Annotated in this window: 23 protein-coding genes; 15 read left to right on the top strand and 8 right to left on the bottom strand. The window is 61.9% G+C overall.

Annotated elements, in window-relative coordinates; genetic code table 11:
* Positions 1-401: 401 nt before the first annotated feature.
* Positions 402-2,042, bottom strand: a complete 1,641-nt coding sequence (locus M0D64_RS20650; protein ID WP_266259001.1) for a methyl-accepting chemotaxis protein — start codon at positions 2,040-2,042, stop codon at positions 402-404.
* 305 nt (positions 2,043-2,347) lie between these two features.
* Here M0D64_RS20650 and M0D64_RS20645 point away from each other — a divergent pair, with 305 nt between their 5' ends.
* Positions 2,348-3,148: a hypothetical protein gene (locus tag M0D64_RS20645; protein WP_266259000.1), complete on the top strand. Its 801-nt coding sequence runs from the start codon at positions 2,348-2,350 to the stop codon at positions 3,146-3,148.
* 146 nt (positions 3,149-3,294) lie between these two features.
* On the opposite strand, the gene M0D64_RS20640 is transcribed toward M0D64_RS20645, so the two are convergent.
* A complete protein-coding gene (locus M0D64_RS20640) occupies positions 3,295-3,834 on the bottom strand; it encodes a single-stranded DNA-binding protein (RefSeq protein ID WP_154565571.1) in 540 nt (179 codons plus the stop codon).
* Positions 3,835-4,027: 193 nt separating this feature from the next.
* The gene (locus M0D64_RS20635; RefSeq protein WP_266258999.1) at positions 4,028-5,215 is read right to left on the bottom strand and encodes an MFS transporter; all 1,188 of its coding nucleotides are present in this window, start codon (positions 5,213-5,215) and stop codon (positions 4,028-4,030) included.
* A gap of 283 nt (positions 5,216-5,498) precedes the next feature.
* On the opposite strand from M0D64_RS20635, the gene uvrA reads away from it, so the two are divergent.
* The 3 genes from uvrA (at position 5,499) to M0D64_RS20620 (ending at position 10,956) form a co-directional block, all read left to right on the top strand.
* Complete coding sequence (gene uvrA, locus M0D64_RS20630; protein WP_266258997.1) at positions 5,499-8,372, top strand: excinuclease ABC subunit UvrA; 2,874 nt, start codon at positions 5,499-5,501, stop codon at positions 8,370-8,372.
* A 34-nt stretch (positions 8,373-8,406) separates the two neighbouring features.
* Positions 8,407-9,492 (top strand): AI-2E family transporter, encoded by a 1,086-nt coding sequence (locus M0D64_RS20625; RefSeq protein WP_154565569.1) that lies wholly within the window; start codon positions 8,407-8,409, stop codon positions 9,490-9,492.
* A gap of 228 nt (positions 9,493-9,720) precedes the next feature.
* Positions 9,721-10,956, top strand: a complete 1,236-nt coding sequence (locus tag M0D64_RS20620; protein WP_266258996.1) for a PepSY domain-containing protein — start codon at positions 9,721-9,723, stop codon at positions 10,954-10,956.
* A 95-nt stretch (positions 10,957-11,051) separates the two neighbouring features.
* On the opposite strand, the gene purU is transcribed toward M0D64_RS20620, so the two are convergent.
* The 5 genes from purU to M0D64_RS20595 all read right to left on the bottom strand — a co-directional run bounded on the left by purU (position 11,052) and on the right by M0D64_RS20595 (position 16,314).
* Positions 11,052-11,921, bottom strand: a complete 870-nt coding sequence (gene purU, locus M0D64_RS20615; protein ID WP_154565567.1) for a formyltetrahydrofolate deformylase — start codon at positions 11,919-11,921, stop codon at positions 11,052-11,054.
* 118 nt (positions 11,922-12,039) lie between these two features.
* On the bottom strand, positions 12,040-12,888 hold the full coding sequence (locus M0D64_RS20610; RefSeq protein ID WP_266258995.1) for a DUF4743 domain-containing protein: 849 nt from the start codon (positions 12,886-12,888) through the stop codon (positions 12,040-12,042).
* 67 nt (positions 12,889-12,955) lie between these two features.
* Positions 12,956-13,570: a LysE family translocator gene (locus M0D64_RS20605; protein WP_171925180.1), complete on the bottom strand. Its 615-nt coding sequence runs from the start codon at positions 13,568-13,570 to the stop codon at positions 12,956-12,958.
* A 46-nt stretch (positions 13,571-13,616) separates the two neighbouring features.
* A complete protein-coding gene (locus M0D64_RS20600) occupies positions 13,617-14,183 on the bottom strand; it encodes an adenine phosphoribosyltransferase (RefSeq protein WP_171925179.1) in 567 nt (188 codons plus the stop codon).
* Between the two features lie 127 nt (positions 14,184-14,310).
* On the bottom strand, positions 14,311-16,314 hold the full coding sequence (locus M0D64_RS20595) for a cation:proton antiporter (protein ID WP_266258994.1): 2,004 nt from the start codon (positions 16,312-16,314) through the stop codon (positions 14,311-14,313).
* Positions 16,315-16,475: 161 nt separating this feature from the next.
* Between M0D64_RS20595 and kdsD the strand changes: the two genes are divergently transcribed.
* The 11 genes from kdsD to M0D64_RS20540 all read left to right on the top strand — a co-directional run bounded on the left by kdsD (position 16,476) and on the right by M0D64_RS20540 (position 25,945).
* On the top strand, positions 16,476-17,459 hold the full coding sequence (gene kdsD / locus M0D64_RS20590; protein ID WP_154565562.1) for an arabinose 5-phosphate isomerase KdsD: 984 nt from the start codon (positions 16,476-16,478) through the stop codon (positions 17,457-17,459).
* Positions 17,459-18,019, top strand: coding sequence for an HAD family hydrolase (locus M0D64_RS20585; protein ID WP_266258992.1), 561 nt, complete (start codon positions 17,459-17,461; stop codon positions 18,017-18,019). The genes kdsD and M0D64_RS20585 overlap by 1 nt, the downstream gene beginning before the upstream one ends.
* Entirely contained in the window at positions 18,016-18,624 is a 609-nt protein-coding gene (lptC, locus tag M0D64_RS20580) for an LPS export ABC transporter periplasmic protein LptC (protein WP_266258991.1), read from the top strand. Before M0D64_RS20585 ends, lptC begins: the two co-directional genes overlap by 4 nt.
* Before the next feature lie 20 nt (positions 18,625-18,644).
* Entirely contained in the window at positions 18,645-19,316 is a 672-nt protein-coding gene (lptA, locus tag M0D64_RS20575; protein WP_154565559.1) for a lipopolysaccharide transport periplasmic protein LptA, read from the top strand.
* Positions 19,313-20,098, top strand: coding sequence for an LPS export ABC transporter ATP-binding protein (gene lptB / locus M0D64_RS20570; protein WP_168435917.1), 786 nt, complete (start codon positions 19,313-19,315; stop codon positions 20,096-20,098). Before lptA ends, lptB begins: the two co-directional genes overlap by 4 nt.
* A gap of 184 nt (positions 20,099-20,282) precedes the next feature.
* Positions 20,283-21,800, top strand: a complete 1,518-nt coding sequence (locus M0D64_RS20565) for an RNA polymerase factor sigma-54 (protein ID WP_266258990.1) — start codon at positions 20,283-20,285, stop codon at positions 21,798-21,800.
* Between the two features lie 170 nt (positions 21,801-21,970).
* Positions 21,971-22,327: a ribosome-associated translation inhibitor RaiA gene (gene raiA, locus M0D64_RS20560; protein ID WP_028199089.1), complete on the top strand. Its 357-nt coding sequence runs from the start codon at positions 21,971-21,973 to the stop codon at positions 22,325-22,327.
* A gap of 316 nt (positions 22,328-22,643) precedes the next feature.
* A complete protein-coding gene (locus tag M0D64_RS20555) occupies positions 22,644-23,159 on the top strand; it encodes a PTS sugar transporter subunit IIA (protein WP_074285509.1) in 516 nt (171 codons plus the stop codon).
* Between the two features lie 140 nt (positions 23,160-23,299).
* The gene (hprK, locus tag M0D64_RS20550; protein WP_012431656.1) at positions 23,300-24,268 is read left to right on the top strand and encodes an HPr(Ser) kinase/phosphatase; all 969 of its coding nucleotides are present in this window, start codon (positions 23,300-23,302) and stop codon (positions 24,266-24,268) included.
* A gap of 108 nt (positions 24,269-24,376) precedes the next feature.
* Complete coding sequence (rapZ, locus tag M0D64_RS20545) at positions 24,377-25,270, top strand: RNase adapter RapZ (protein WP_154564530.1); 894 nt, start codon at positions 24,377-24,379, stop codon at positions 25,268-25,270.
* Between the two features lie 39 nt (positions 25,271-25,309).
* The gene (locus tag M0D64_RS20540) at positions 25,310-25,945 is read left to right on the top strand and encodes an LON peptidase substrate-binding domain-containing protein (RefSeq protein WP_266258989.1); all 636 of its coding nucleotides are present in this window, start codon (positions 25,310-25,312) and stop codon (positions 25,943-25,945) included.
* Positions 25,946-25,953: the final 8 nt, after the last annotated feature.

Raw genomic sequence — 25,953 nt, 5'->3', positions numbered from 1 at the left:
CCAATCGATGGATGAATGAAAACCGAGCTTGCTAAAAAGGGGAAGTCCTTATAGGGGTGAGCGGGCACGTGGTGAGGTTGACAGACCGGGCGAAATACGAAACCGGCGAGCCTCTCGGCTCCCTCACCACGACCCGCCCATTGAACGCGGCGCGCGTAGGTGAGCACTACCCACTTTCGCGGGCAGTGCCGTACTTCGCTGCGGGCTGTCAAACCCGCGCCGTTTTGTCTAACGGCAGGAACAATCTAACGCACCTATTTTTTAAGACGATCAACCAAACAGGCTAAACGCGCGAATTATAACTAATCTTTACATTTGGCCTGGCGCGCACCCTGTACTGATTTTCATGCAGCGCACGCAAGCGCTCGATCACCCTTCAGCACACTAGGTGGTCTGCCGCATCAAGCCGCTACAAACTCACCCGCATCAACCTTCCGCGGCGCAGCCGCGGCCCCACCTTGCCGACCGGCAAGAGAAGAGTCCCCACTCCCCGTCTGAAACACAGCCACCGCCGAAGTCAACCTGCGAGCCTGCTCCTCCAGCGAACCAGCCGCAGCAGCAGCCTGCTCAACCAGCGCGGCATTCTGCTGCGTCACCTCATCCATCTGCGCAACAGCCAGATTCACCTGATCGATCCCGGTGCTCTGCTCAAGCGCAGCAGCCGCGATCTCACCCATGATCGAACTCACGCGCGAAATCGAATTGACAATCTCGGTCATCGTCGACCCCGAGCGCTCGACCAACTGCGAGCCCGCCTGCACGCGAGCCGTCGATGCATCGATCAACCCTTTGATCTCCTTTGCCGCCGCGGCGCTTCGCTGTGCCAACGACCGCACTTCGCTCGCCACCACCGCAAACCCACGCCCTTGCTCTCCCGCGCGCGCCGCCTCGACCGCCGCGTTCAACGCGAGAATATTGGTCTGGAAAGCAATGCCTTCGATCACGCCGACAATGTCGGCAATCCGGCGCGAGTCGTCGACGATGCCATGCATCGTGCCCACCACCTGCTCCGTCAGATCGCCGCCCTGCGCAGCAAGACTCGATGCACCCTGCGCCAGCGAACTCGCCTGCTTCGCGTTGTCCGCGGTCTGCTTGACCGTCGAGGTCAGCTCTTCGATGCTGGCTGCCGTTTCTTCAAGCGACGCGGCCTGTTCCTCGGTACGTTGCGACAGATCAGTATTACCCGCCGCAATCTCGCTCACGCCCGTATCGATGGATTCCGTACCGTGACGCACAGCGTTCACCGTCTCGATCAGCGAGTCCTGCATCTTGCGCAACGCCGCTGCGAGACGGCCCATTTCGTTATTGCTCGTCACGTCGATCCGGCCGGTCAGATCGCCATTGGCAATTCGCTGAAACTGCGCAATGGTTGCGTCGACCGGGCTGACAATGGCCCGCACCATGACCGCCCGTCCGATCAAGGCGCCCAGCAGCGACAGCCCCATACCGATCGCCACCGTAATGCAGATTGCGTAGAACAGATCCTGTGCATCCTGATAACGCTGTGCGCCGTGATCGATTTGCAATTGCTCGAGCGTGAGCATGGCCTTCTCGTACGCGCTGTAGAGCGACGACAGCTTGTGCGCCTGCAACTGCTCAAATGCGGTCTTGTCGCCGGACTTGAGCGCGGCCAGCGCCGGATCGACGCCCTCGTGCAGGAAGGTGTCGCGCTTGTCCTGCATGTCCTTGATCAGGCGCTGTTCGTCGGCATCCGTGCTCGCGCGGCTCACATAGTGGGCAAGGCGATCGTTCGATGCTTTCTGGTACTGATCAAAGCGATTGAGCACCGCGTTCGCACCGTCCTGATCGTTCAGGTCGACCAACGATGCGTAGGTCGCCAGCGCCAGACGCAGGCGCAGCAGCTGTCCGGCGCTACCTTCTAGGTCCGCGACTGCGGGCGTGTCCACGGTGTACATCTGTTGCAGCGACGCGTTGCTCGAACGCAACGACAACAGTCCGGCTGCGGCGCCGAACAGCAGCACCACGCCGAAGAACACGATCATCAGGGTAAGGCAGGTTCGAATCGACAGATTTTTCAGCATCGGGCTTGTCTCCGTTGGGCTGCCTGACCGAATGTTCAGAAAACTACCCTCGGCCACGCGTGCTGCGCCCAAGCCCATACGGCCAAGTCCGCAACCTTTGTTCAAAATTTAAGCGAACGCCACATAGATGGTCTACGGCGGGGCTACAGAAAACTTTATGGTTGATGGCGCATACGGTTGCGCTACATCAACATACGAGCGGCAGTCGGCCGCTGTTTGAGCAGGAGCATTTGCGGGACTACCCGGGTGGTCGGCAGGCGGCGGTTGGTAGAAAGTGACGAGGCGCGCGTCTCCGGAGCATTTCTATGTCAGAAATAGGCTCGGCTCTGCTGGTTTTTGCTTTATTACTTGTCGGAACCGGCTTTGGCGTATGGGTGCGACCGTTGCTGCCTGAGGAGCACAAGGCACACGAAACCGTGCAACTCATCCAGCTGGTTATCGGCATGCTGGTGACATTTGCCGCTTTGGTGCTGGGGTTGATGACGGCGTCCGCGAAATCCAGTTTCGATACCGAGTCGAATGATTTGCGTACCTTTGCGGCGGACCTGATCGAATTCGACACGACCTTGCGGGAATACGGCAGCGATACCGATGAGGCCCGCAACCTGCTGCGCGTGTACACCGCAGCGGCGATTGCATCGACATGGCCCGGCGAACCGGCGCCAGCCGGTGATTATCCGAGGGACATTGGAACGCAGGACAACTCGCAGAAGCTGGAGAACGTGCGACTCGGCGACATGCTGACTGCGGTAGGCAGGCAGTTGCGGCAACTGCGAGCGCATGATCCATTACAGCAACGCGCGCTCGATGATGCGTTGACGCAATATCGGCGCGCTGTGGATGCGCGATGGAAGATCATCGAGGAAGCGCACAGCTCAATTTCTCTGCCTTTCTTGATGACGCTCACGTTCTGGTTGTGCGTGATTTTTCTCAGCTTCGGATTGATCGCGCCGCGCAATGCGTTGGCGCTGGTCACGATCTCGCTTGGGGCCGTGTCGATTGCTTCCGCTATCTATGTGATTGTCGATCTGGATACACCGTTTTCCGGGCCGATTGTCGTTTCCAGTTTGCCGATGAGAGATGCACTGGAGCACCTCAGGCGGTGATTTTTTGACTTTGGCGGCGGCGTTATCCCGACTGAGTGCGCGGAGCACGCACGTCTTTCCGCCTTATTGATGCCGATGCGCAAATAAAAAACCCGCGCTCCATAGGAGGGCGGGCTTTTACCAACAAAAAACTATTTTAGTCAGAATTAGAACGGAATATCGTCATCCATCTCATCAAACCCACCGCCGGCCGGCGCGCTCGGACGGCTCGAACCACCACCGCCGCCACCGCTGCCGCCACGCGAAGCGCCGCCGCCCGAAACCGCGCGACCGCCACCACCGCCGCTACGCTCCGACGGTTCACCGCGGCTGTAACCGCCTTCATCGCCACCGCCGCCGCCCGTCGAACCGCCACGGCCGCCCAGCATTTGCATCTGCTCGGCAACGATTTCGGTCGAGTAACGGTCGGTGCCGTCCTGAGCCTGCCACTTGCGGGTGCGGATGCGCCCTTCCAGGTACACCGACGAACCCTTCTTCAGATATTCGTTCACGATTTCAGCAAGCCGGCCGAAGAACACCACACGGTGCCATTCGGTTGCTTCCTTCATTTCGCCGGACGTTTTGTCCTTGTACCGATCCGTTGTCGCAAGGCGGATGTTCGCCAGTGCGTCGCCGCTCGGAAGATAACGGACTTCCGGATCGGCTCCGAGATTGCCGACGAGAATGACCTTGTTCACGGATGCCATGAGTTTCTCCTGTTGATTCTGTTACGGGCGGCGCGGCAACGCGCGGTTCGCGTCTCATGGCCGGCAGGCCGGAGACCAGAACTGCGCCTCTGCCCGCCACCGGGTGAGTTCTGTCAAGAAACGCCGGGCCGTCCCAAGTTTCCTTGCCCCCCCTCGGGGGGCCTGGCGCGGAGCGCCAGGGTTGGGGGCGCTCTTACGCCTTGCGCGGCGGCTGTTTCATATTTGCCGCGATTATAAGCCAGCAAAAGACGAGTCCCGAGCAAGTAAAAAACACCGCGCTCTGACCGTCCGCCTTGAGCAGCCAGCCGCCGACCACCCCACCCAGCGCAAGACCGATCGACTGCGTGGTGTTGTACACGCCCGCCGCCGCGCCCTTGCGGGTTCCCGGCGCCAGTTTCGACACCAGCGAAGGCTGTGACGCTTCAAGAATATTGAAGCCCAAAAAGTAGACAAAGAGGATCGCCGCCACAGTCAGAATCGTATGCGGTGCGACGCCCAACAACAACTGTCCGATCAGGATAAGACCGATCGCGGAAAGCAGCACGATTTTCATTTTTCCGCGTTTTTCGGCGGCGATGATCGCCGGGACCATCATCACGAATGAGAGGCCCATCACCGGCAAATACACCTTCCAGTGCGACGCGACCGGCAGGCCACCGGCTTCGAGAATACGCGGCACGACGAGGAACAACGCGGTTTGCGTGGCGTGCAGCACGAGTACGCCAAAATTCAGACGCAGCAGTTCGACGTTATGCAGCACCTCGGCGAACGGCGCGCGCACGTGCACAGGCTTAGGCGCATCCGGCACGACCCACAGCACGAGACCAATCGCCAGAATCGAGAAAATGCCGACCAGCGTGAACAGGCCGCTCATGCCGACCCACTGGAACACAATCGGCGCACCGACGATCGCCACCGCGAACGAAACGCCAATACTGCCACCGACCATCGCCATCGCCTTGGTGCGATGCTCTTCGGAGGTCAGGTCGGCGATAAACGCGATCACCGCGGACGACACCGCGCCCATGCCCTGAATCACCCGCCCGACGATGATCCAAGTCATGTCGTGCGCGCCCGCCGCGACGAAGCTGCCAAGCGCGAAAATCAGGAGACCGGTCGCAATGACCGGTTTGCGGCCGACCTTGTCGGAGATCCAGCCATAGAAGATGTACAGCATCGACTGCGTCACGCCGTACGCACCCAGCGCGATCCCCACCAGCAGCACGTTGTCGCCGCCGGGGATGGTCTTCGCGTAGATCGAGAACACCGGCATGATCATGAAGAGACCGAGCATGCGCAGCGCGAAGATGGCGGCGAGCGACACGGTCGCGCGCATTTCAGGCGCGCTCATGCGTGAGGATGTAGCGGACGGATTGGACATCGGGAACGTTCTTTGAATGAGCGGGGCGGCAAACATATGGCGCGGCATTCGGGCCGGCGGCCTTGCCAGACGCTCGTCCGGCGCCTCGCGGCGCCTTGTACTCGCGAAAAAGGGCCCCAGTTAGACCTCTTTCCCGCGGCGCTGGACCGCAGCCTTACAGCTTGCCTTGCACCTTCTTCAGGCTGTCAGGAAGCCGTAACGGCGGTCTTGAAAAGTCGTTATAGTAGCAGGTTTAGCCTCCTCCTCTTTCCGCCAGGTCACGGGCCAAGTCTTGGAATAACGCGTGGAACAAATCCGTATCCGTGGGGCTCGCACCCACAACCTGAAGAACGTCAATCTCGACCTCCCACGTCACAAGCTCGTCGTGATTACGGGCCTATCCGGCTCGGGTAAATCGTCGCTGGCGTTCGACACGCTTTACGCGGAAGGACAGCGGCGCTACGTCGAAAGTCTCTCCGCTTACGCCCGCCAGTTCCTGCAATTGATGGAAAAGCCGGACGTCGATCTGATCGAAGGCCTGTCGCCGGCGATCTCGATCGAACAGAAAGCGACCTCGCACAATCCGCGTTCCACGGTTGGCACCGTCACCGAAATTCACGACTATCTGCGGCTATTGTTCGCACGGGTCGGCACGCCGTACTGTCCGGACCACGAAATTCCGCTGCAAGCGCAAAGCGTCTCGCAGATGGTCGACGCGGCGCTCGCCCTGCCGGAAGAGACCAAGCTGATGATCCTCGCGCCGGTGGTGGCGAACCGCAAAGGCGAGCACGTCGAGCTTTTCGAAGAGATGCAGGCGCAGGGCTTCATCCGTTTTCGCGTCCGTTCGGGCGGTGGCACGGCCAATGAAGGCGTCGCGAAAATCTATGACGTCGACTCGCTGCCGAAGCTCAAGAAAAACGACAAGCACACGATCGACGTGGTCGTCGACCGGTTGAAAGTGCGCGGCGATATGAAGCAGCGCCTTGCCGAATCGTTCGAAACGGCGCTGCGTCTCGCCGACGGCCGCGCGATCGCGCTGGAAATGGATACGAACAACGAGCATCTGTTCAGCTCGAAGTTCGCCTGCCCGATCTGCTCGTATTCGCTGCAGGAACTGGAGCCGCGCCTCTTCTCGTTCAATAACCCGATGGGCGCATGCCCGGAGTGCGACGGCCTCGGCCAGATCACCTTCTTCGATCCGAAGCGGGTTGTCGCGCATCCGTCGCTGTCGCTGGCGGCAGGCGCGGTGAAGGGCTGGGACCGGCGTAACCAGTTTTACTTCCAGATGCTGCAAAGTCTCGCGGCGTTCTACGAGTTCGACATCGACACGGCCGTCGAAGACCTGCCGGAGAAAGTCCGCAAGATTCTGCTGTTCGGTTCGGGCAAGCAGGAGATTCCGTTCTCGTACATCAACGAACGCGGCCGCACTTCCGTGCGCGAGCATGTGTTCGAAGGCATCATCCCGAACCTGGAGCGGCGTTACCGCGAGACCGATTCGGTCGCGGTGCGCGAAGAGCTCGCCAAGTATCAGAACAACCAGCCCTGCCCCGCTTGCGCCGGCACGCGGCTGCGTCGGGAAGCCCGCTTCGTGCGGATCGGCTCGAACAGCGACGCGCGCGGCATCTTCGAAATCAGCGGCTGGCCGTTGCGCGACGCGCTCGGCTATTTCCAGACGCTGCGGCTCGAAGGTTCAAAGCGCGAGATCGCCGACAAGGTCGTCAAGGAAATCGTCGCGCGCCTGATGTTCCTGAATAACGTCGGGCTCGACTACCTGTCGCTGGAACGCAGCGCGGAAACGCTGTCGGGCGGTGAAGCTCAGCGGATTCGCCTCGCCTCGCAGATCGGTTCGGGTTTGACCGGCGTGATGTACGTGCTGGACGAGCCGTCTATCGGTCTGCATCAGCGCGACAACGATCGGCTGATCGCCACGCTCAAGCATTTGCGCGACCTGGGCAACTCGGTGATCGTCGTCGAGCACGACGAAGACATGATCCGCATGGCCGACTACGTGGTCGACATGGGGCCAGGCGCGGGCGAGCACGGCGGCATGGTGATCGCCGAAGGCACACCCAAACAGGTCGAGGCGAACGCGGCTTCGATGACCGGGCAGTACATGTCCGGTGCCCGCAACATCGAATTCCCGGACGAGCGCAAGGAACCGGACGAACGCCGTCTGCGCATCGTCGAGGCGTACGGCAATAATCTGCAGCACGTCTCGCTCGATCTGCCGGTCGGCCTGCTGACCTGTGTGACCGGCGTGTCGGGTTCGGGCAAGTCCACGCTGATCAACGACACGCTGTATCACGCGGTCGCGCATCACCTGTATGGCTCGTCCACCGAGCCGGCGCCGTACGAGTCGATCGAAGGTCTGGAGCATTTCGACAAGGTCATCAACGTCGACCAGTCGCCGATCGGCCGCACGCCGCGCTCGAATCCGGCCACCTACACGGGCCTGTTCACGCCGATCCGCGAGTTGTTCTCGGGCGTGCCTGCGGCGAAAGAACGCGGCTACGAAGCGGGCCGCTTCTCGTTCAACGTGAAGGGCGGCCGCTGCGAATCCTGCCAGGGCGACGGCGTGCTGAAGGTGGAGATGCACTTTCTGCCGGACGTCTACGTTCCCTGCGACGTCTGTCACGGCAAGCGCTACAACCGCGAAACACTGGACGTCCAATACAAAGGCAAGAACATCAGCGAAGTCCTCGACATGACGGTGGAGAACGCCTACGAGTTCTTCAAGCCGGTGCCGGTCGTGGCACGCAAGCTGAAAACCTTGCTAGACGTGGGTCTCGGCTATATCCGGCTAGGCCAGTCGGCCACCACCCTGTCGGGCGGCGAGGCACAGCGCGTCAAACTTTCGTTGGAACTGAGCAAGCGCGACACCGGTCGCACGCTATACATCCTGGACGAGCCGACCACCGGTCTGCACTTTCACGACATCGCATTGCTGCTGGAAGTCATTCATCGTTTGCGAGACCAGGGTAATACTGTCGTGATCATCGAGCATAATCTCGATGTAATAAAAACTGCCGACTGGGTCATCGATCTCGGCCCCGAAGGCGGAGCCGGCGGCGGTCAGATCATTGCGCAAGGCACGCCGGAGCAGGTTGCCAAGTCGAAGGCAAGTTTTACCGGTAAGTATCTGGCGCCTCTGCTGAAACGCATTGCCAGTAGAAAGTAACGCTGCACAACACGGGTTGGAGACGGAATAAGCCATGGCCAAGCGGAATCAGGCGAGCGACGACGGGCAAGTGCAGGACCTCCGCCCACGCCCGGTCAGGCTGACTAGCGACATGAGCCTGCCGAAGCTGTCGGCGGTCGAAATCGGCAGTTATGTGCTGATGCTGATCGGAATGTGGGCGATCATCGAACTGAAGCTGCTCGGCGCCTTGCTGGCCGGGCTGCTCGTGTTTCAACTCGTGCACACCATCGCGCCACGCATCGAACGGCATATGTCGAGTCAGCGCGCGCGCTGGCTCGCGGTGGTGATCCTCTCGACAGTGATAGTCGGTGCACTGACGGGGTTGACGCTCGGCATCATCGAACATTTCGAGAGCGACGTGCCGAGCGTGCAGAAACTGCTCGACCAGGCGATGCAGTTGATCGACCAGGCGCGCGGCCGGATTCCGCAATTCGTCGCCAACTATCTGCCGGTCGATACAGACCAGATGAAGACCAAGGCTGCCGAGCTGATGCAGACGCATGCGAACATGCTGCAGCAAAGCGGCAAGACCGCGGCGCGCGGCTTTACGCACATCCTGATCGGCATGATCATCGGCGCGATCATCGCGGTCGGGGCGCAGAAGCATATGCAACGGCTGCCGCTGTCCACGGCGTTCGTCACGCGCGTGACGCGTTTCGCCGATGCCTTCCGCCGAATCGTATTTGCTCAGGTGAAGATTTCCGCGATCAATGCGGTCTTCACCGGCATCTTTCTGCTGGTGGTCCTGCCGATCTTTCACGACACGCTGCCGCTTTCCAAAACGCTGGTGCTGGTGACGTTTATCGTCGGCTTGCTGCCCGTGATCGGCAATCTGATTTCGAACACGATCATCGTCGCGGTGGCACTCTCGGTGAGCTTTCCGGCGGCGATCATGTCGTTGGTATTCCTGATCCTGATCCACAAGCTGGAGTACTTCCTGAACGCGCGCATCGTTGGTGGTCAGATCGAGGCGCGCGCCTGGGAACTGCTGATCGCAATGCTCGTGATGGAAGCCGCGTTCGGCATCCCCGGCGTGGTTGCGGCGCCGATCTTCTATGCGTATATCAAGCGGGAATTGATTTATCTGCGGCTGGTGTGAGCGTCAACCAGACTGCGATCCGGGTTTAGCGGACGAGCGAAAAGCGGCACTTCGGTGCCGTTTTTTTTGCGTCGACGGTGTTCAGGTGGTCAGATCCACGCGGCGCCAATCGCTTACTAAAAACTTGCGGCAGGCCACTCGCTTCACATAAGATGCGAACAATTCCCATTTACATTGCGACACCGTGATTCGCCGTTTCCCCTCATTTTCCATTCCGCCGGCTCGCCCATGAGGCGGCAACTCGTCCGCCTGCACCGCTGGTTCGGTGTCGCCATTGCGCTGTTTCTGTTCGTCGCCGGCCTGACCGGCGCGATCATCGCGTGGGATCACGAACTCGATGCGGCGCTGAACCCGTCGTTCTTCAAAGCGCGCACCGCCGGCCCGGCGCTACCGGGACTCGAGTTGGCCCGCCGCGTCGAAGCGGCCGATCCGCGCCTGCAGGTGACGTATCTGCCGCTCGACGCTGAACCCGGCCACACGCTGCAGATGATGGTGCTGCCGCGCACCGACCCCGCGACGAAGCAGCCCTACCCGCTCGACTTCAACCAGATTGCCGTCGACCCCGCCACCGGCGACATCCAGGGGCGGCGCGAGTGGGGCGCCGTTTCACTCGCGCGGCTCAATCTGATTCCGTTCATCTACAAGCTGCACTACACGCTGCAATTGCCGTTCACCGGCGGCGTCGATATCGGCACGTGGCTAATGGGCATCGTTGGGATCGTGTGGCTGTTCGACAGCGTGGTCGCCCTATGGCTATCGTTTCCGAGCCTCAAGGCATGGCGCAAGTCGTTCGCATTTCGTCTCGGGCGCGGCGGCTATGCGCTCACCTTCGATCTGCATCGCTCGGGCGGCGTGTGGATCTGGGGCCTGCTGGTGATCGTCGCGCTAACGTCCGTATCGATGAATCTCTCAGCGCCGGTCGTTCGGCCAATCGTGTCGCTGTTCTCGACGCTCACGCCGAATCCGGTCAACAACCCCGAAATCCTGCGTGCGCCGCATCCCGGCGACCCGGTGCTGAGTCGCGAGCACGTCGTGCAGCTAGCCGAGCAAGCCGGCAAAGCGCAGAACCTGGCGGTGCCGCCAGGTGGCCTCTACTACGCGGAATATCTGCATGCCTATGGCGTCGGCTTCTACGCAAGCGGCAACGATCACGGCGACATCGGCCTCGGCAATCCGTGGATGTATTGGGACGCGGCCACCGGCAAACTGCTCGGCGCGCAGATCCCCAGCAAGGGCACGGCGGGCGACATCTTCATGCAGGTGCAATTCCCGCTGCACTCGGGACGCATTCTCGGTCTCGGTGGGCGGATTCTGATTAGCGCGATGGGGATTGCGATCGCCGTGCTGAGCGCAACGGGACTACTGATCTGGCTGAAGAAACTGAATGCGCGCCGCCGTTCGGCACAAAACGCTCGGCTCGCGCTGGACGCGCGGGATGCGGGTGGCACCGCAATGCAGCCCTGATCTGAAGAGGGCGCGCCCGACTCATTCGGGGCAAGCTTGCAGCGGGGTGATGCGGCCACGGTTTGGCCGCCCCACTGCAAGCGCATCAGCTACGCTTAACGAAACACCACCGTCTTGCTGCCGTTCAACACGACGCGGTGCTCGACATGCCATTTCACCGCGCGCGCAAGCGTCACGCATTCGACGTCGCGGCCGATCGCCGTCAGTTGCTCCGGCGTCATGCTGTGGTCGACACGCTCCACGCCCTGCTCGATGATCGGACCTTCGTCGAGATCCGTCGTCACGTAGTGAGCCGTTGCACCGATCAGCTTCACGCCGCGATCGAATGCCTGGTAATACGGCTTCGCGCCCTTGAAGCTCGGCAGGAACGAATGGTGAATATTGATCGCGCGGCCGGCGAGCGATTCGCACAGTTGCGGCGACAGAATCTGCATGTAGCGCGCGAGCACCACCAGATCCGCTTGATGCTCGTCGATCACTTCGAGCACGCGCGCTTCCTGCGCGGCCTTCGCGTCGGGTGTGCCGCCCATCAGCGGGAAGTGATGGAACGGAATGTCGTAGCTGGCCGCGAGCTGATAGAACTCCTTGTGGTTCGAGATGATCGCCGGAATCTCGATACCCAATTGACCGGTGCGATAGCGGAACAAGAGGTCGTTCAGGCAATGCCCGATCTTCGACACCATGATGATGACGCGCGGCTTCACCGACGCATCGTGCAATTCCCAGCGCATACCGAACTGCTCAGCGAGCGTGGCGAACGACGTACGCAACACGTCCTGGCCCGGATCGCCGCCGACCTGCTGAAAATGCACGCGCATGAAGAACTCGCCGGTGCGGCTGTCGCCGAACTGCGCGGAGTCGAGAATATTGCTGCCACGTTCGAACAGAAAGCCCGAAACCGCGTGGACGATGCCGGGCCGGTCGGCGCACGACAGTTTGAGGATAAAGCTGTGATCGGTCGACATGACCTGGGTGACTCCCTTCTTCAGTGCGTGATTTGTTCGATGTGTCTTATTCGATGCCGCGTGCTACAGCGTGAGATCTGGCTTGTCCGCCGAACCTGCACCCGCGCCTGACTAGCGCTTATGCAAGCACCGGTGGCGCGAACAACTTATCGATGCCCGAACACGCGTCTTCGTCGATCCAGCGGCGGCGCAGCAGGCAGTCCAGCGTGGCCAGACTCGCATCCACGGTCATTGCGCCTTCTTCGATCCAGAGCGCCACTTCGTCGATACGCGCGAGCCGGTGTTCACCCACTTCGCCGTCCTGATTGCGCGGCGAGAAATCAGCCGGCAGCGCGAGATCGTAGATAAAAATCTGTTCGGCCTGCGTGCCTTCCGGCAACGATTGCAGGACATGCGCGGTGCGCCCGGCCGTGGCGCGCGCGGCGATCTCCTCGGGAATGCCGGCTTCTTCCCAGCACTCCTTGATGATCGTCGCCTCGATGCCAAAGCCCCAGCCGATCCCGCCCGCGACGACATTGTCGAGCATGCCTGGGTCGGTGGCCTTGGTGTCGCTGCGGCGCGCGATCCACAATTGCGGGGCGCCATCCGCGTATTCTACGACGCCGTTCAGATGCACCGCGTAGGTCATCGTGCCGAAGAAGCGCGACGCCGCGCGTTCGATGTACGCGAGCGGCGGCGCATCGAACGCATTGCGGATCGCGTAAGTCTCGTTGCGCCAGCCGGGAATACGGCCCTCGGCGGCAAGCGCACCGATCACGGAACCGAGTGCCGCGCTGCGCAGATCGACAGTATTGAACACAGGCGCGAGCGTGATACGCGTACTGTCGATTTCAAACACATCGGGCCAACGCGCGAGCAACGGCACATCAGTCGAGCGAATCCAGCCGACCTGCTCGGCGTCGATCCAGAACGGCAGATGCGCGTGTATGTCGAAGTGGCGCGCGGCGGTGATGCAAGGCAAAGTCATTCAAAGCTCCAAACTGGTCTTCTGCCGCGTTCGGTTGGTGTCAGCCGGGGCAGCAGCGTCAATCGCGTCAATCACGCAAGGCAACGCGAATCCCAATCGCGATGAACGTCGCACCAGCAAGCCGATCAAGCCACACGCCCACGCGCGGCCGGCGCTTCAGCCAGCCGCCGATCATCCCCGCGCACACGCCGAACAGCGAAAACACCACCACGGTCTGCAACATGAACAACACGCCGAGTTCGAGCATCTGCACCGTGACGCTTTGCGTGCCGTGCGGCTGTACGAATTGCGGCAGGAATACGACGAAGAACAGCGTCACCTTCGGATTCAGCAGATTGCCGAGCACGCTCTGGCGAAACACCGCCTTCAACGGTTGCGGCGCGCGCTCGTGCGCGGTGGCGAGGCCCTGGCTGCGCAACGCCTTGATGCCGATCCAGATCAGATAGGCGGCGCCGGCCAGCTTGATCACTTCAAAGGCAACCGGCGACGAACGGAGCAACGCGGCCACGCCAAGCGCGGCCAACGTGGTGTGAAACGTGATGCCGGCGGCAAAGCCGAGCGCGGCGACGAGTCCCGCCGCGCGGCCTTGTGAGATGCCACGCGCGAGCACTTGCAGATTGTCGGGGCCGGGCGCCATCGTGATAGCGATCGAGGTTGCGAGGAACAACAGGAAGTTGGGCATCTTTTCTTACCTTCGTTGTGTGCAGGAAGAAGCTGGCATCGAGCGATCAATGGCCGCCGAATTCAGTCACCGTATAGAGCGGCAGGCCCGCTTTGCGCAGCAACGCCGAGCCGCCGAGGTCAGGCAGATCGATAATCGCCGCCCCTTCGATCACCACCGCGCCGAGCCGCTCGAGCAGAATCTTGCCGGCCATCATCGTGCCGCCGGTGGCGATCAGATCGTCGATGATTACGACGCGGTCGCCCGGCTTGCAGGCGTCCTCGTGAATCTCGACGGTCGCGGTGCCGTATTCCAGTTCATAGGATTGCGCGACCCGCTTGTACGGCAGCTTGCCCTGCTTGCGGATCGGAATGAAGCCGAGGTTCAGCTCGTAAGCCAGAATCGGCCCGATGATGAAGCCGCGCGCGTCCAGCCCGGCGATGTAGTCGAGCTTCGCGTCGATATAGCGCTGGACGAACAGATCGATCAGCACGCGGAGCGACTTCGGCTCCTGCAGGAGCGGCGTGATGTCGCGAAACTGCACGCCCGGCTGTGGCCAGTCGGGCACCGTGCGGATGTGGCTTTTGATGTAGTCGGCCGCATCGAGCGGCGCGCTCGCGAGCGCGTTGGACATGATGTCTCCGGATGGACCTCGGTGGGTCCGATGAAAGGCTAAATCAGGTGCGGCCGGCTTAGGCGCGGCCCGCAACACCGGCCTGGCGAAACCACACCAGGCAACGCCACGCCGGCCGTACCCGTTGCTAGGCCGCAGCGGCGCCCGCACGGCGATGCTTCGAAAGCAGCTCTTCGGCTTCGGCCAACTGCTCGGGCAGACCGCGCAACACCACGATATCGCTCGCGCGCAGCTTGGTGGACGGGTCCGGCTCGACGCCGCGAATGCCGTGCCGGCGAATCGCCGTCACCTCGACGCCCAGATCGAACAGGCCCAATTCCGCCAGCGTTCGGCCCACCGCGTCCGAGTTTTCGTCGACCGGGACCGATTGTAGCCGCACCTGTTCGTGGCCGTCGTCGTCTTCCATGTCGTCCGCGCCGTGGAAATAGCCGCGCAGCAACGCGTAGCGCTCGTCGCGCATTTCCTCGACCCGCCGCACCACGCGCCGCATCGGCACGCCCATCAGCACCAGCGTGTGCGAGGCCAGCATCAGGCTGCCCTCGACGATTTCCGGAATCACTTCGGTCGCGCCGGCGGCCAGCAGCTTTTCCAGATCGGCGTCGTCGACGGTACGAACGATCACCGGCAGCGTGGGCTCCAGCTCGTGAATATTGTGTAACACGCGCAATGCCGACGGCGTGTTCGCGTAGGTAATCGCGATCGCCGCGGCGCGATGGATACCGGCGGCAAGCAGCGATTCGCGCCGCCCCGCATCGCCGAACACCACGGACTCACCTGCTGCCGCCGCGGCCTGCACGCGATCGGGGTCCAGGTCCAACGCGACATACGACAGACCTTCATGCTCCAGCATGCGCGCCAGATTCTGCCCGGCCCGGCCGTAGCCGCAAATGATCACGTGACCGCTTTGCTTCAGGCTCTGCGTTGCAATGCGCGTCATCTGCAAGGACTGCATCATCCATTCAGTCGACGACAGCCGCAGCACGATTCGATCGGCGTTCTGGATCATGAAGGGCGCGGCCAGCATCGACAGCAGCATCGCCGCGAGAATCGCCTGCAGCAGGGTGGCGTCGACAAGATGCTTGTCGAGTATCAGGTTCAGCAGCACGAAGCCGAACTCGCCGGCTTGCGCAAGGCCGATACCGGTGCGCATCGCGACACCCGGCGACGCACCGAACAGGCGCGAGAGCCCGGTCACCATCACCGCCTTCAGCAGGATCGGACCAACCAGAAAGCCGAGCACGATGAACGGATGCTCCCAGATCACACGCGGATTCAGCAGCATGCCGGTCGTGACGAAGAAGAGGCCCAGCAGCACGTCGCGAAACGGCTTGATGTCCTCTTCCACCTGATGCCGGTAAGGCGTTTCGGCGATCAACATGCCGGCGATGAACGCGCCGAGCGCGAGCGACAGGCCGAACTTGTCCGTGATGAACGCCGCGCCGAGCGTCACCAGCAGCAGATTAAGGATGAACAGTTCCTGCGAACGGCGGCGCGCGACCACGTTGAACCAGCGCGTCATGAAGCGCTGCCCCACTATTAACAATAGGGCCAACGCCACGACGATCTTGATCGCGGCCACCCCGAGCGCGCTGACGAGATTATTCGAATCGCCGCCCAGCGCCGCAATGACGATCAACAGCGGCACCACCGCCAGATCCTGGAACAGCAGAACGCCGAAGATATTGCGGCCGTGCTCGGTTTCGATCTCGAGCCGCTCGGCCAGCATCTTGCTGACGATCGCCGTCGACGACATCGCCAACGCGCCGCCCAGCGCCACGCTCGCCTGCCACGTGATGTGCACCCAGCGCTCCAGCACGAAGCCGAGCGTGACCGCCACGGCAATCGTGCCGATCACCTGCAACAGACCCAAGCCGAACACGAGCCGGCGCATCGAGCGCAGTTTGGAAAGCGAAAACTCCAGCCCGATGGAAAACATCAGGAACACGACGCCGAATTCGGCCAAATTCTGTGCGCCCGCCGAGTCCGGAATCAAACCGAACGCGTGCGGCCCAACGACGATGCCGACCGTCAGATAGCCGAGCATCGGCGGAAGATTCAGAAAGCGAAAAGTCACCACTCCGGCCACTGATGCCAGCAGCAGGAACAGCGTCATTTCGAGGGGGGAAATCATCGGCTAAAACGCATCGGTAAAGCGTCCTCGTTCGTCAGCGGAACCGCGCACGAGAAACGCCGTGCGACAAGGTTGAGGGGCCGGTAAAGGCAGCAATAAAGACAGCGGCTTGGCACAGCAGGCCCGGCGCGGCGAACAAGCGCCTTTGCTATACTCCGCGAATGATAGCGAAAATCAATGGCGACCGGGCACTCGCGCTCGCTCGCGACGTGCTCGACATCGAAGCGGACGCCGTGCGCGCGCTTCGCGATCAACTCGACGATGGTTTCGTCGGGGCGGTCGACTTCATCCTGGGTTGCCGTGGACGCGTTGTCGTTTCCGGCATCGGCAAATCCGGCCACGTGGCTCGCAAGCTCGCGGCCACGCTCGCCAGCACCGGCACACCGGCGTTCTTCGTTCACCCGGCGGAAGCGAGTCATGGCGACCTCGGCATGGTGACGGCAGACGACGTGTTCCTCGCGCTGTCCAATTCCGGCGAAACTGAAGAACTCGTGGCGATCCTGCCGCTCATCAAGCGGCTCGGTGCGAAGCTGATTGCGATGACGGGCCGTCCGTCGTCGAGTCTCGCACAACTGGCCGACGTTCATCTGAATTCTGGCGTGTCAAAAGAAGCCTGTCCGATGAATCTTGCGCCCACCGCCAGCACCACCGCCGCGCTCGCGCTCGGCGATGCGCTCGCGGTCGCGGTGCTGGACGCGCGCGGCTTCGGCGCGGACGACTTCGCCCGCTCGCATCCGGGCGGCGCGCTCGGCCGGCGCCTGCTGACTTATGTGCGCGACGTGATGCGCACCGACGACCAGGTGCCGAAGGTGACGCCTGACGCGACCGTGCGCGACGCATTGTTCCAGTTGACCGCCAAACGCATGGGCATGACGGCGATCGTCGATCACAACGATCACGTAACCGGCATCTTCACCGACGGCGACCTGCGCCGCGTGCTCGAACGCGACGGCGATTTCCGCGAACTGTCGATTGCCTCGGTCATGACCGCCGGCCCGCGCACCATCGGTCCGGATCACCTTGCTGTCGAAGCCGTGGAACTGATGGAGCGCCACCGCATCAATCAGATGCTGGTCGTCGACGAAGCAGGCAAGCTGATCGGCGCACTCAACATGCACGACCTGTTCTCGAAGAAGGTGATCTGATGCCCGTCGCCCCCCTTACCGCCACTGAACGCGCAAGCCGCGTCAAGCTGATGATTTTCGACGTCGACGGCGTGCTGACTGACGGCGGCCTGCTGTTTACGGCGGAAGGCGACACGATGAAGGGCTTCAACTCGATGGACGGCCACGGCATGAAGCTGCTGCGCCAGGCCGGCATCGAAACGGCGATCATCACCGGGCGCAAGTCGGGCATCGTCGCGGTGCGGGCGAAGGAAATGAACATCGCCCACGTCTATCAGGGCGTGCAAGACAAACCCCAGGCGTTCGCCGACCTGCTCAAGCAAACCGGCATGACGGCGGAAGAATGCGGCTATATGGGCGACGACTGGGTCGATCTCGGCGTGATGCTGAAGGTCGGCTTCGCGGCGGCGCCGGCCAATTCGCATCCTGAAGTGATTGCGCGTGCCCATTGGGTCAGCGAGGCGCGTGGCGGCCACGGTGCGGCGCGCGAAGTCTGCGACACCCTGCTGCGCGCGCAGCACAAATATGACGCGCTGCTCGCGGCAGCCTGTAGCGGCGAACAGCGAGGCCTCGTCGGATGAATCGGTTTCGCTGGACCTCACTGATTCCGCTCGTCGCGATGGCCGCGCTCGCCGGCATTACATGGTGGCTGCTGCAAGCCACGCTGCCGCGGCAGAACGAAGGCGTGGCGCGCCCCAAGGAGCACACGCCCGACTACTTCGCGGACGACTTCTCGGTTTCCGAACTCGATCAGTCGGGCTCGACGCAATACCGTCTGACCGCCCAGTCTCTGGTTCATTACGAGGATGACGAGCTGAGCGACCTGGTCAAGCCGGCCATGCGCGCCTTCCAGCCCGGCAAGCCGATCGTCACCGCGACCGGCGACACCGGCAAGGTGAACGGCGACGCCTCGATCGTCGATCTGTACGACAACGCGCGCATCGTGCGGGCCGCCGGCAACGGCGATCCGCAGATGCAGGCAGATTCGCAGCATTTTAGGGTGCTGGTCAACGACGATGTGATCGAGACCGAAAAGCCGGTTAAACTTCAGCGCGGCATGTCTGTGATGACTGCCAGCGGCATGAACTACAACAACGTCACCCGGGTGATGCAACTGTTCGGCAATGTGAAGGGCGCGATTGCCGCGTCCGAAGGCTCCGTCAGCTCGCCCAAGCAACCCGGGTAATCCATTCCAGGCGTGACTGCATGAACGAATCGTTCCCCCGTTTTGATACCGGCCGCTCGCGCACCCTGTCCGCGTGCCGCGCCGGACTCGCTGCGCTGATTGTCGCGCTGCCGCTTGCCGGCTTCGCGCCGCTTGCGCATGCCGACCGCGCCGACAAGGACAAGCCGCTGAACGTCGAAGCGGACAATATGACTTACGACGACCTCAAACAGGTCAATATCTTCACCGGCCACGTGGTCGCCACCAAAGGCACGATCGTGATCAGGGCCGATCGGGTCGAAGTGACGCAAGATCCGCAGGGCTACCAGTACGCCACCGGCACGTCGAGCGGCGGCAATCTGTCGTATTTCCGCCAGAAGCGCGAAGGCCTCGATGAATACATCGAAGGCACGGCTATTCGGATCGACTACGACGGCAAGCAGGATTTGACCACGCTCACCACCAACGCCACCGTCAAGCGCCTGCAAGGCCTCTCGACGGTGATGGACCAGGTGCACGGCAGCGTCATTACCTATGACGGCCAGAGCGACTTCTACACCGCGAAGGCGGGTAAGGACGTCGCCGGCCCGGGCAACCCGACCGGCCGCGTGCGCGCCATGCTGGCGCCGCGCAATGGCGGCGCAGCGCCCTTGAACGGCGCGTCGGCCACGCTCGCGCCGTCCACCACCATCCAGGGAGCACCGAACCAGTGAGTTCCTCCGCGTCCCTCCCGAATCGCAAACCGGCCGGCACCAGCAGTTCGCTGGCGGTCCGCAACCTGAAGAAGCGTTACGGCTCGCGCACGGTCGTCAAAGACGTCTCGCTCGACGTGAAAAGTGGTGAAGTGGTCGGCCTGCTCGGCCCCAACGGCGCCGGCAAGACCACCTCGTTCTACATGATCGTCGGCCTCGTGCCGCTTGATGCAGGTGAAATTGACCTGGACGGCAAGTCGATCAGCTTGCTGCCGATTCACAAACGTGCGTCATTGGGCTTGTCGTATCTGCCGCAGGAAGCGTCGGTGTTCCGCAAGCTCAGCGTCGAGGAAAACATTCGCGCGGTGCTGGAATTGCAGGTTGAAGACAACGGCAAGCGGCTCAGCAAGGACACCATCACGAACCGCACTGAAGCCTTGCTCGACGAACTGCAGATCGCTCACCTGCGTGAAAATCCGGCGCTGTCGCTGTCGGGCGGCGAGCGCCGGCGGGTTGAAATTGCCCGTGCGCTGGCCACCAATCCGAGCTTTATTCTGCTCGACGAACCGTTCGCGGGCGTCGATCCGATCGCGGTGCTGGAAATCCAGAAGATCGTCAAGTTTCTGAAGCAGCGCAATATCGGCGTGCTGATCACCGACCACAACGTGCGCGAAACCCTCGGCATCTGTGATCACGCCTACATCATCAGCGACGGCAGCGTGCTGGCCGCCGGTGCGCCGAGCGACATCATCGAAAACGAAAGCGTGCGGCGCGTCTATCTGGGCGAGCACTTCCGCATGTAAGTGCACAAAGGATTGCCGGCGGCGCGAGCGTGCGTCCGCCGGACCCTTTGCGGCATCCGCACATCAGCATTTTTGACTTGGGCCGTCCCGCGCCCAGCGCCGCCGAAACGGGCGCACGCGTAATTGCGAGTGTCGCAATGTATCGCGGTCGTGGCAAACTCTCTACAATGAATCTCAACTTGCCATGAAAGCCAGCCTCCAACTCCGCCTATCGCAGCATCTTGCGCTGACCCCGCAACTGCAGCAGTCCATCCGGCTGCTTCAGCTGTCCACGCTCGAACTGCAGCAGGAAGTCGCAATGGCGATCTCGCAGAATCCGCTCCTCGAGAATGAGGACGACTGGATCGCGAGTCCCCTGCGCGTGGCGGCCGACGGCTCGCTGATCACCCAGGCGCCCAATTCCGCCCCACCGCCCGACCAGATGGGCGGCAATACGTCGTCTTCGTCCACCAGCAGCAGCGAGCGCGCCGAGAACGGCGAGCCGCAGGGTGTCGACGAATACAACGGCCTCGCGAGCGACAACAACGGCGACGCGTCGCAATGGGATCTTGGCGACTACGGCCGCTCCGGCAACGCCTCAGACGACGACGATCTGCCGCCGCTGCAAATCCACGAATCGAGCACCTCGCTGCGCGATCACCTGATGGCGCAACTTCGCGTCACCCAGGCGAGCCAGCGCGACCGCGCGCTGATCACCTTCCTGATCGAATCGCTCGACGACGACGGCTATCTTTCCGCCACGCTCGAGGAAGTGCTGACCGATCTGCCCGAAGAGCTCGAGGTCGATCTCGACGAAATGAACGCCGCGCTTGCGCTGCTGCATAGCTTCGACCCGGCAGGGGTCGGCGCGCGCTCCGCGTCCGAGTGCCTCAAGCTGCAATTGCTGCGGCTCGAACAGTCGTCTACGCGCACGCTTGCGCTCGACATCGTCGCCCATCATCTGGAACTGCTCGCGGCGCGCGATTTCACGCGCCTGCGCAAACACCTGAAGGCGAACGACGACGATCTACGCGATGCGCATGTGTTGATCCGCTCGCTCGAGCCGTTTCCCGGCGCCGCTTACGGCAAGGCGGAAGCGGACTATGTCGTGCCGGACATCATGGTGCGCAAAACGGCACAGGGCTGGCAGGCAGAGCTGAATCCGGAAGTGGTGCCCAAGCTGCGTATCAACCACCTGTACGCGAATATTCTGCGTAATAACCGGGGCGATCCGGGCAGCGGATCGTTGCGCCAGCAACTGCAGGAAGCACGCTGGCTGATCAAAAATATCCAGCAGCGTTTCGAAACGATCCTCAGGGTCGCGCAAGCCATTGTCGAGCGTCAAAAGAGCTTTTTTGTCCACGGCGAAATTGCCATGCGCCCCTTGGTTTTGCGAGAAATTGCTGATACGCTGGGCCTACACGAGTCAACTGTCTCCCGTGTGACAACCGGTAAATACATGCTGACCCCATTCGGGACGCTTGAATTTAAGTACTTCTTCGGATCACACGTTTCGACTGACACGGGCGGCGCGGCGTCTTCCACAGCGATTCGCGCGCTCATCAAGCAACTGATAGGAGCGGAAAACCCGAAATCTCCTCTTTCAGACAGCCGCATAGCCGAACTGCTGGCGGAACAGGGCTTCGTGGTCGCACGGCGTACCGTTGCGAAGTATCGCGAGGCCCTCAAGATTCCGGCAGTCAACCTGCGCAAGTCTCTGTAGCCCGCCGCCTCCCGCGACGGGCATTTACCGGCCGCTCCGCAGTTGGCGGACAGGCCGGCCGATGCGACCTGCCAGAAGTCAGTCACCGGGGGGCGACTCAGGCAAGCCGACAGATCGACCGGACCTTCGTCATCGTGCGGAACAAGCGGCCTCTAGCTTGGAGAAGCACTATGAATCTGCAGATCAGTGGACACCACCTCGAAGTAACGCCTGCGTTGCGCGAATACGTGATCACCAAACTGGATAGGGTGCTAAGACATTTTGATCAGGTCATCGACGGCAGTGTGGTCCTCTCGGTCGACAACCACAAGGAAAAGGAAAAGCGTCAAAAGGTTGAAATCAACCTGCATCTGAAGGGCAAAGATATCTTCGTCGAGAGCTGTGACAGCGATCTCTACGCTGCGATCGATCTGATGATCGACAAGCTCGACCGGCAAGTGATACGCCATAAGGATCGCCTGCAAGGCCATCAGCACGATGCAATCAAGTACCAGCCGGCGCCGCTACTGGACGTGCCGCCGCAATAAGGAAGATTAGAAGGTCTGTTTGCTTTCCTTCGTTTTCCTCATTCGCCCGCATTTGCCCGCATTTGCGTATCCCCAGCCAAACCGCCCGAGACCGGGCGGTTTTTCGTTTCAGGGCGCGTTTTTCAGGCAGCCGGGCAGACCGGATCAATCCTGCGAAGAAACCCATGATGCATGGATGGCGCGCCGCACCATCCGTGGCTACCCTGTTCTATAATGTTCCGGTTACCATCGGGGTCAAGTTAGCTCAAACGGAAATCGGTCGGCCGGAGTCCTGCGCTTTCGGACTCCAACGCACGTCGCCGTGAGCCTCAAACGAATGGAACATCACTCAAACGCCCCAGCGAGGAGAACCCAGGCCACGTTTTCGCCTGTCAACATGAATCGTTTAGCCAAATTTCTTCCCCTCGAGAACGTCGTCGTCGGACTATCGGTCACCAGCAAGAAGCGCGTGTTCGAGCAAGCGGGCCTGATCTTCGAGAACCAGAACGGCATCGCCCGTAGCACGGTCACTGACAATCTGTTTGCGCGTGAGCGCCTCGGATCGACGGGGCTTGGTGAAGGCGTCGCGATTCCGCATGGCCGGATCAAAGGCTTGAAGCAGCCGCTCGCCGCATTTGTCCGTCTTGCCGAACCCATCCCCTTCGAATCGCCCGACGGTCAGCCGGTCTCGCTGCTGATCTTCCTGCTCGTGCCCGAGCAGGCCACCCAGCAGCACCTCGAAATTCTCTCGGAAATCGCCCAGTTGCTGTCCGATCGCGAAGCCCGCGAGCGCCTGCACACGGAAGAAGACCGCGAATCGTTGCATCGCCTGCTCACTCAGTGGCAACCTTGATGCATCGGCGGTTATCCGCACGTCGCCTATTCACCCGGCTTCCCGCCTGCAGGCGGGTACAGCCAGGCGAGGTGCGCGGTCCGCGTTAACGAGGCCGCATCCTTTCCCAGGCAAGCGGTCCACACGGGAGTCACCGACTCATGGATACGTCCAGCATCAACGCCCAGAGCATTTTCGACGACAACGCCGCCATGCTGAAGTTGAGCTGGCTGACGGGGCATGAAGGCTGGGAACGCGGCTTTTCTTCGGAATCGGTCGCCAATGCCACGTCGAGCGCCGACCTTGTCGGCCACTTGAACCTGATCCACCCGAACCGGATTCAGGTGCTCGGCGACGCCGAAATCGACTACTACAAGCGCCAAACCGACGAAGACCGCTCGCGCCACATGGCCGAGCTGATTGCGTTGGAGCCGCCGTTTCTGGTGGTGGCGGGCGGCGTCGCCGCGCCGCCGGAACTGGTGCTGCGCTGCACGCGCTCGTCCACGCCGCTTTTCACCACGCCGATGTCCGCCGCTGCGGTGATCGACAGCCTGCGCCTCTACATGTCGCGCATTCTGGCGCCGCGCGCCACGCTGCATGGCGTGTTTCTCGACATTCTCGGTATGGGCGTGCTGCTCACCGGCGATTCCGGCCTCGGCAAGAGCGAACTCGGGCTGGAACTGATCAGCCGCGGCCACGGCCTTGTCGCCGACGACGCCGTGGATTTCGTGCGCCTTGGGCCGGATTTTGTCGAAGGGCGCTGCCCGCCGCTGCTGCAAAACCTGCTTGAAGTGCGCGGCCTGGGCCTGCTCGACATCAAGACGATCTTCGGTGAAACCGCGGTGCGCCGCAAAATGAAGCTGAAACTGATCGTGCAACTGGTACGTCGTCCGGACGGCGAATTCCAGCGGCTGCCGCTGGAAAGCCAAACCGTCGACGTGCTCGGCTTGCCGATCAGCAAAGTCACGATTCAGGTGGCGGCCGGCCGCAACCTCGCGGTTCTGGTCGAAGCGGCCGTGCGCAACACGATCCTGCAACTGCGCGGCATCGATACGCTGCGCGACTTCATGGATCGCCAGCGTCTGGCCATGCAGGACCCGGACAGCCAGTTTCCCGGCAAATTGATCTGAATCCGCGCGCCCCCGCGCACCGTGTGACGTCCGCAGCCAACGGCAGGCTGCGACGGCGCGCACACGGGGACCAGATGCTATGATGAACTGTACGGATTTCACGACTCCATGCGCATAATCCTGATCACCGGTATTTCCGGCTCCGGCAAATCAGTTGCCCTGAACGCGCTTGAAGACGCAGGCTATTACTGCGTCGACAATCTGCCGCCGCGTTTTTTGCCGCAACTGGCCAACTATCTCGCCGACGACGGCCAGGAACGCCTCGCGGTCGCCATCGACGCGCGCTCGAGCGCTTCGCTCGACGAAATGCCCGCGATGATCCGCGACCTGTCGCGCGCCCACGACGTGCGCGTGCTCTTCCTGAACGCAAGCACGCAGTCACTGATTCAACGCTTTTCCGAAACACGCCGCCGCCATCCGCTGTCCGGTTCCACGGCGCATGATGCAGACGTCGGCCTGTTGACGTCGCTCGCCGAAGCGATCGAGCGCGAACGCGAACTCGTGGCGGGCCTCGCCGAATTCGGCCATCAGATCGACACCAGCAATCTGCGCGCGAACGTGCTGCGTGCGTGGGTCAAACGCTTCATCGAGCAGGAAGACGCGGGGCTCGTGCTGATGTTCGAGTCCTTCGGCTTTAAACGCGGCGTGCCGCTCGACGCCGATTATGTTTTCGACGTACGCACGCTGCCGAACCCGTACTACGATCACGAATTGCGGCCGCTCACAGGCCTCGACCAACCGGTGCGGGATTTTCTCGACGCGCTGCCGGTCGTGCATGAAATGATCGACGACATCGAAAAATTTCTCGCCAAATGGTTGCCGCATTTCCGTGACGACAACCGCAGTTATCTGACGGTCGCGATCGGTTGTACGGGCGGCCAGCACCGCTCGGTATTCATTGCTGAGACGCTCGCCGCGCGTCTCGCAACGTCGGCGAATGTCATTGTGCGGCACCGCGATGCGCCGGTGGACATCGGCGAATCATCGAAGTTAGTGGCTTAACCGGCCGCATCGCGCGGCCTCAACTCGAAGCGTTGCGCCATGTCTTCTACGCCTACTGTGCTTGCCGATGTGCCGCTATTTCCGCTGCATACGGTGCTGTTCCCTGACGGGCTGCTGCCCCTGAAAATCTTCGAAGCGCGCTACCTCGATATGGCGCGCGATTGTCTGCGTGAAAAAACGCCGTTTGGTGTGTGTCTGCTGAAAAGCGGCGCGGAAGTGGCGCGCGACGAAGAGCCTTCGGTGCCCGAAGCAATTGGCTGTCTCGCCGAAATCGAAGAGTGCGATGTCGAAGCCTTCGGCATGCTGCTGATTCGGGCACGTGGCACGCGGCGGTTTCGCCTGCTGTCGCATCGCGTGGAAAGCAGCGGCTTGCTGGTCGGCATGGCGGAGCCGCTCGGCGAAGACATCCCGCTCGAGGGCAATGAGCAACTGGCCAAATTCGGGGCGTGCGCGGAAGTGCTCGAGCGGATCATCGCCACGATCCGTGAACGCGACCCGGACAGCTTGCCGTTCGCGGAACCGTTCAGGCTGGAAGATCCGTCATGGGTGTCGAACCGGCTCGCGGAAGTGTTGCCGATCGCCCTTCGTGCAAGGCAAAAGTTGATGGAGTTGCAGGACGCCGGCGCGCGAATCGACGTGGTTCATCACTATATGCAGCAGCATCAGCTGCTTTGATTTGACGT

Source organism: Paraburkholderia sp. WS6, from assembly GCF_030464835.1.
In the GTDB taxonomy this organism is placed as follows: Bacteria; Pseudomonadota; Gammaproteobacteria; order Burkholderiales; family Burkholderiaceae; genus Paraburkholderia; species Paraburkholderia madseniana.
This window is presented reverse-complemented; position numbering and strand designations above follow the sequence as displayed.

What these genes read in the sequence shown, in the direction of transcription:
- M0D64_RS20565 (WP_266258990.1), top strand. Translation starts at nt 20,283, where the DNA reads ATGAAAGCCAGCCTCCAACTCCGCCTATCGCAGCATCTTGCGCTGACC.
- M0D64_RS20540 (WP_266258989.1), top strand. Translation starts at nt 25,310, where the DNA reads ATGTCTTCTACGCCTACTGTGCTTGCCGATGTGCCGCTATTTCCGCTG.
- M0D64_RS20625 (WP_154565569.1), top strand. Translation starts at nt 8,407, where the DNA reads ATGGCCAAGCGGAATCAGGCGAGCGACGACGGGCAAGTGCAGGACCTC.
- purU (WP_154565567.1), bottom strand. Translation starts at nt 11,921, where the DNA reads ATGTCGACCGATCACAGCTTTATCCTCAAACTGTCGTGCGCCGACCGG.
- M0D64_RS20605 (WP_171925180.1), bottom strand. Translation starts at nt 13,570, where the DNA reads ATGCCCAACTTCCTGTTGTTCCTCGCAACCTCGATCGCTATCACGATG.
- M0D64_RS20600 (WP_171925179.1), bottom strand. Translation starts at nt 14,183, where the DNA reads ATGTCCAACGCGCTCGCGAGCGCGCCGCTCGATGCGGCCGACTACATC.
- M0D64_RS20610 (WP_266258995.1), bottom strand. Translation starts at nt 12,888, where the DNA reads ATGACTTTGCCTTGCATCACCGCCGCGCGCCACTTCGACATACACGCG.
- M0D64_RS20645 (WP_266259000.1), top strand. Translation starts at nt 2,348, where the DNA reads ATGTCAGAAATAGGCTCGGCTCTGCTGGTTTTTGCTTTATTACTTGTC.
- M0D64_RS20620 (WP_266258996.1), top strand. Translation starts at nt 9,721, where the DNA reads ATGAGGCGGCAACTCGTCCGCCTGCACCGCTGGTTCGGTGTCGCCATT.
- M0D64_RS20585 (WP_266258992.1), top strand. Translation starts at nt 17,459, where the DNA reads ATGCCCGTCGCCCCCCTTACCGCCACTGAACGCGCAAGCCGCGTCAAG.
- rapZ (WP_154564530.1), top strand. Translation starts at nt 24,377, where the DNA reads ATGCGCATAATCCTGATCACCGGTATTTCCGGCTCCGGCAAATCAGTT.
- lptC (WP_266258991.1), top strand. Translation starts at nt 18,016, where the DNA reads ATGAATCGGTTTCGCTGGACCTCACTGATTCCGCTCGTCGCGATGGCC.
- lptA (WP_154565559.1), top strand. Translation starts at nt 18,645, where the DNA reads ATGAACGAATCGTTCCCCCGTTTTGATACCGGCCGCTCGCGCACCCTG.
- M0D64_RS20595 (WP_266258994.1), bottom strand. Translation starts at nt 16,314, where the DNA reads ATGATTTCCCCCCTCGAAATGACGCTGTTCCTGCTGCTGGCATCAGTG.
- raiA (WP_028199089.1), top strand. Translation starts at nt 21,971, where the DNA reads ATGAATCTGCAGATCAGTGGACACCACCTCGAAGTAACGCCTGCGTTG.
- M0D64_RS20650 (WP_266259001.1), bottom strand. Translation starts at nt 2,042, where the DNA reads ATGCTGAAAAATCTGTCGATTCGAACCTGCCTTACCCTGATGATCGTG.
- hprK (WP_012431656.1), top strand. Translation starts at nt 23,300, where the DNA reads ATGGATACGTCCAGCATCAACGCCCAGAGCATTTTCGACGACAACGCC.
- M0D64_RS20635 (WP_266258999.1), bottom strand. Translation starts at nt 5,215, where the DNA reads ATGTCCAATCCGTCCGCTACATCCTCACGCATGAGCGCGCCTGAAATG.
- M0D64_RS20640 (WP_154565571.1), bottom strand. Translation starts at nt 3,834, where the DNA reads ATGGCATCCGTGAACAAGGTCATTCTCGTCGGCAATCTCGGAGCCGAT.
- M0D64_RS20555 (WP_074285509.1), top strand. Translation starts at nt 22,644, where the DNA reads ATGGAACATCACTCAAACGCCCCAGCGAGGAGAACCCAGGCCACGTTT.
- kdsD (WP_154565562.1), top strand. Translation starts at nt 16,476, where the DNA reads ATGATAGCGAAAATCAATGGCGACCGGGCACTCGCGCTCGCTCGCGAC.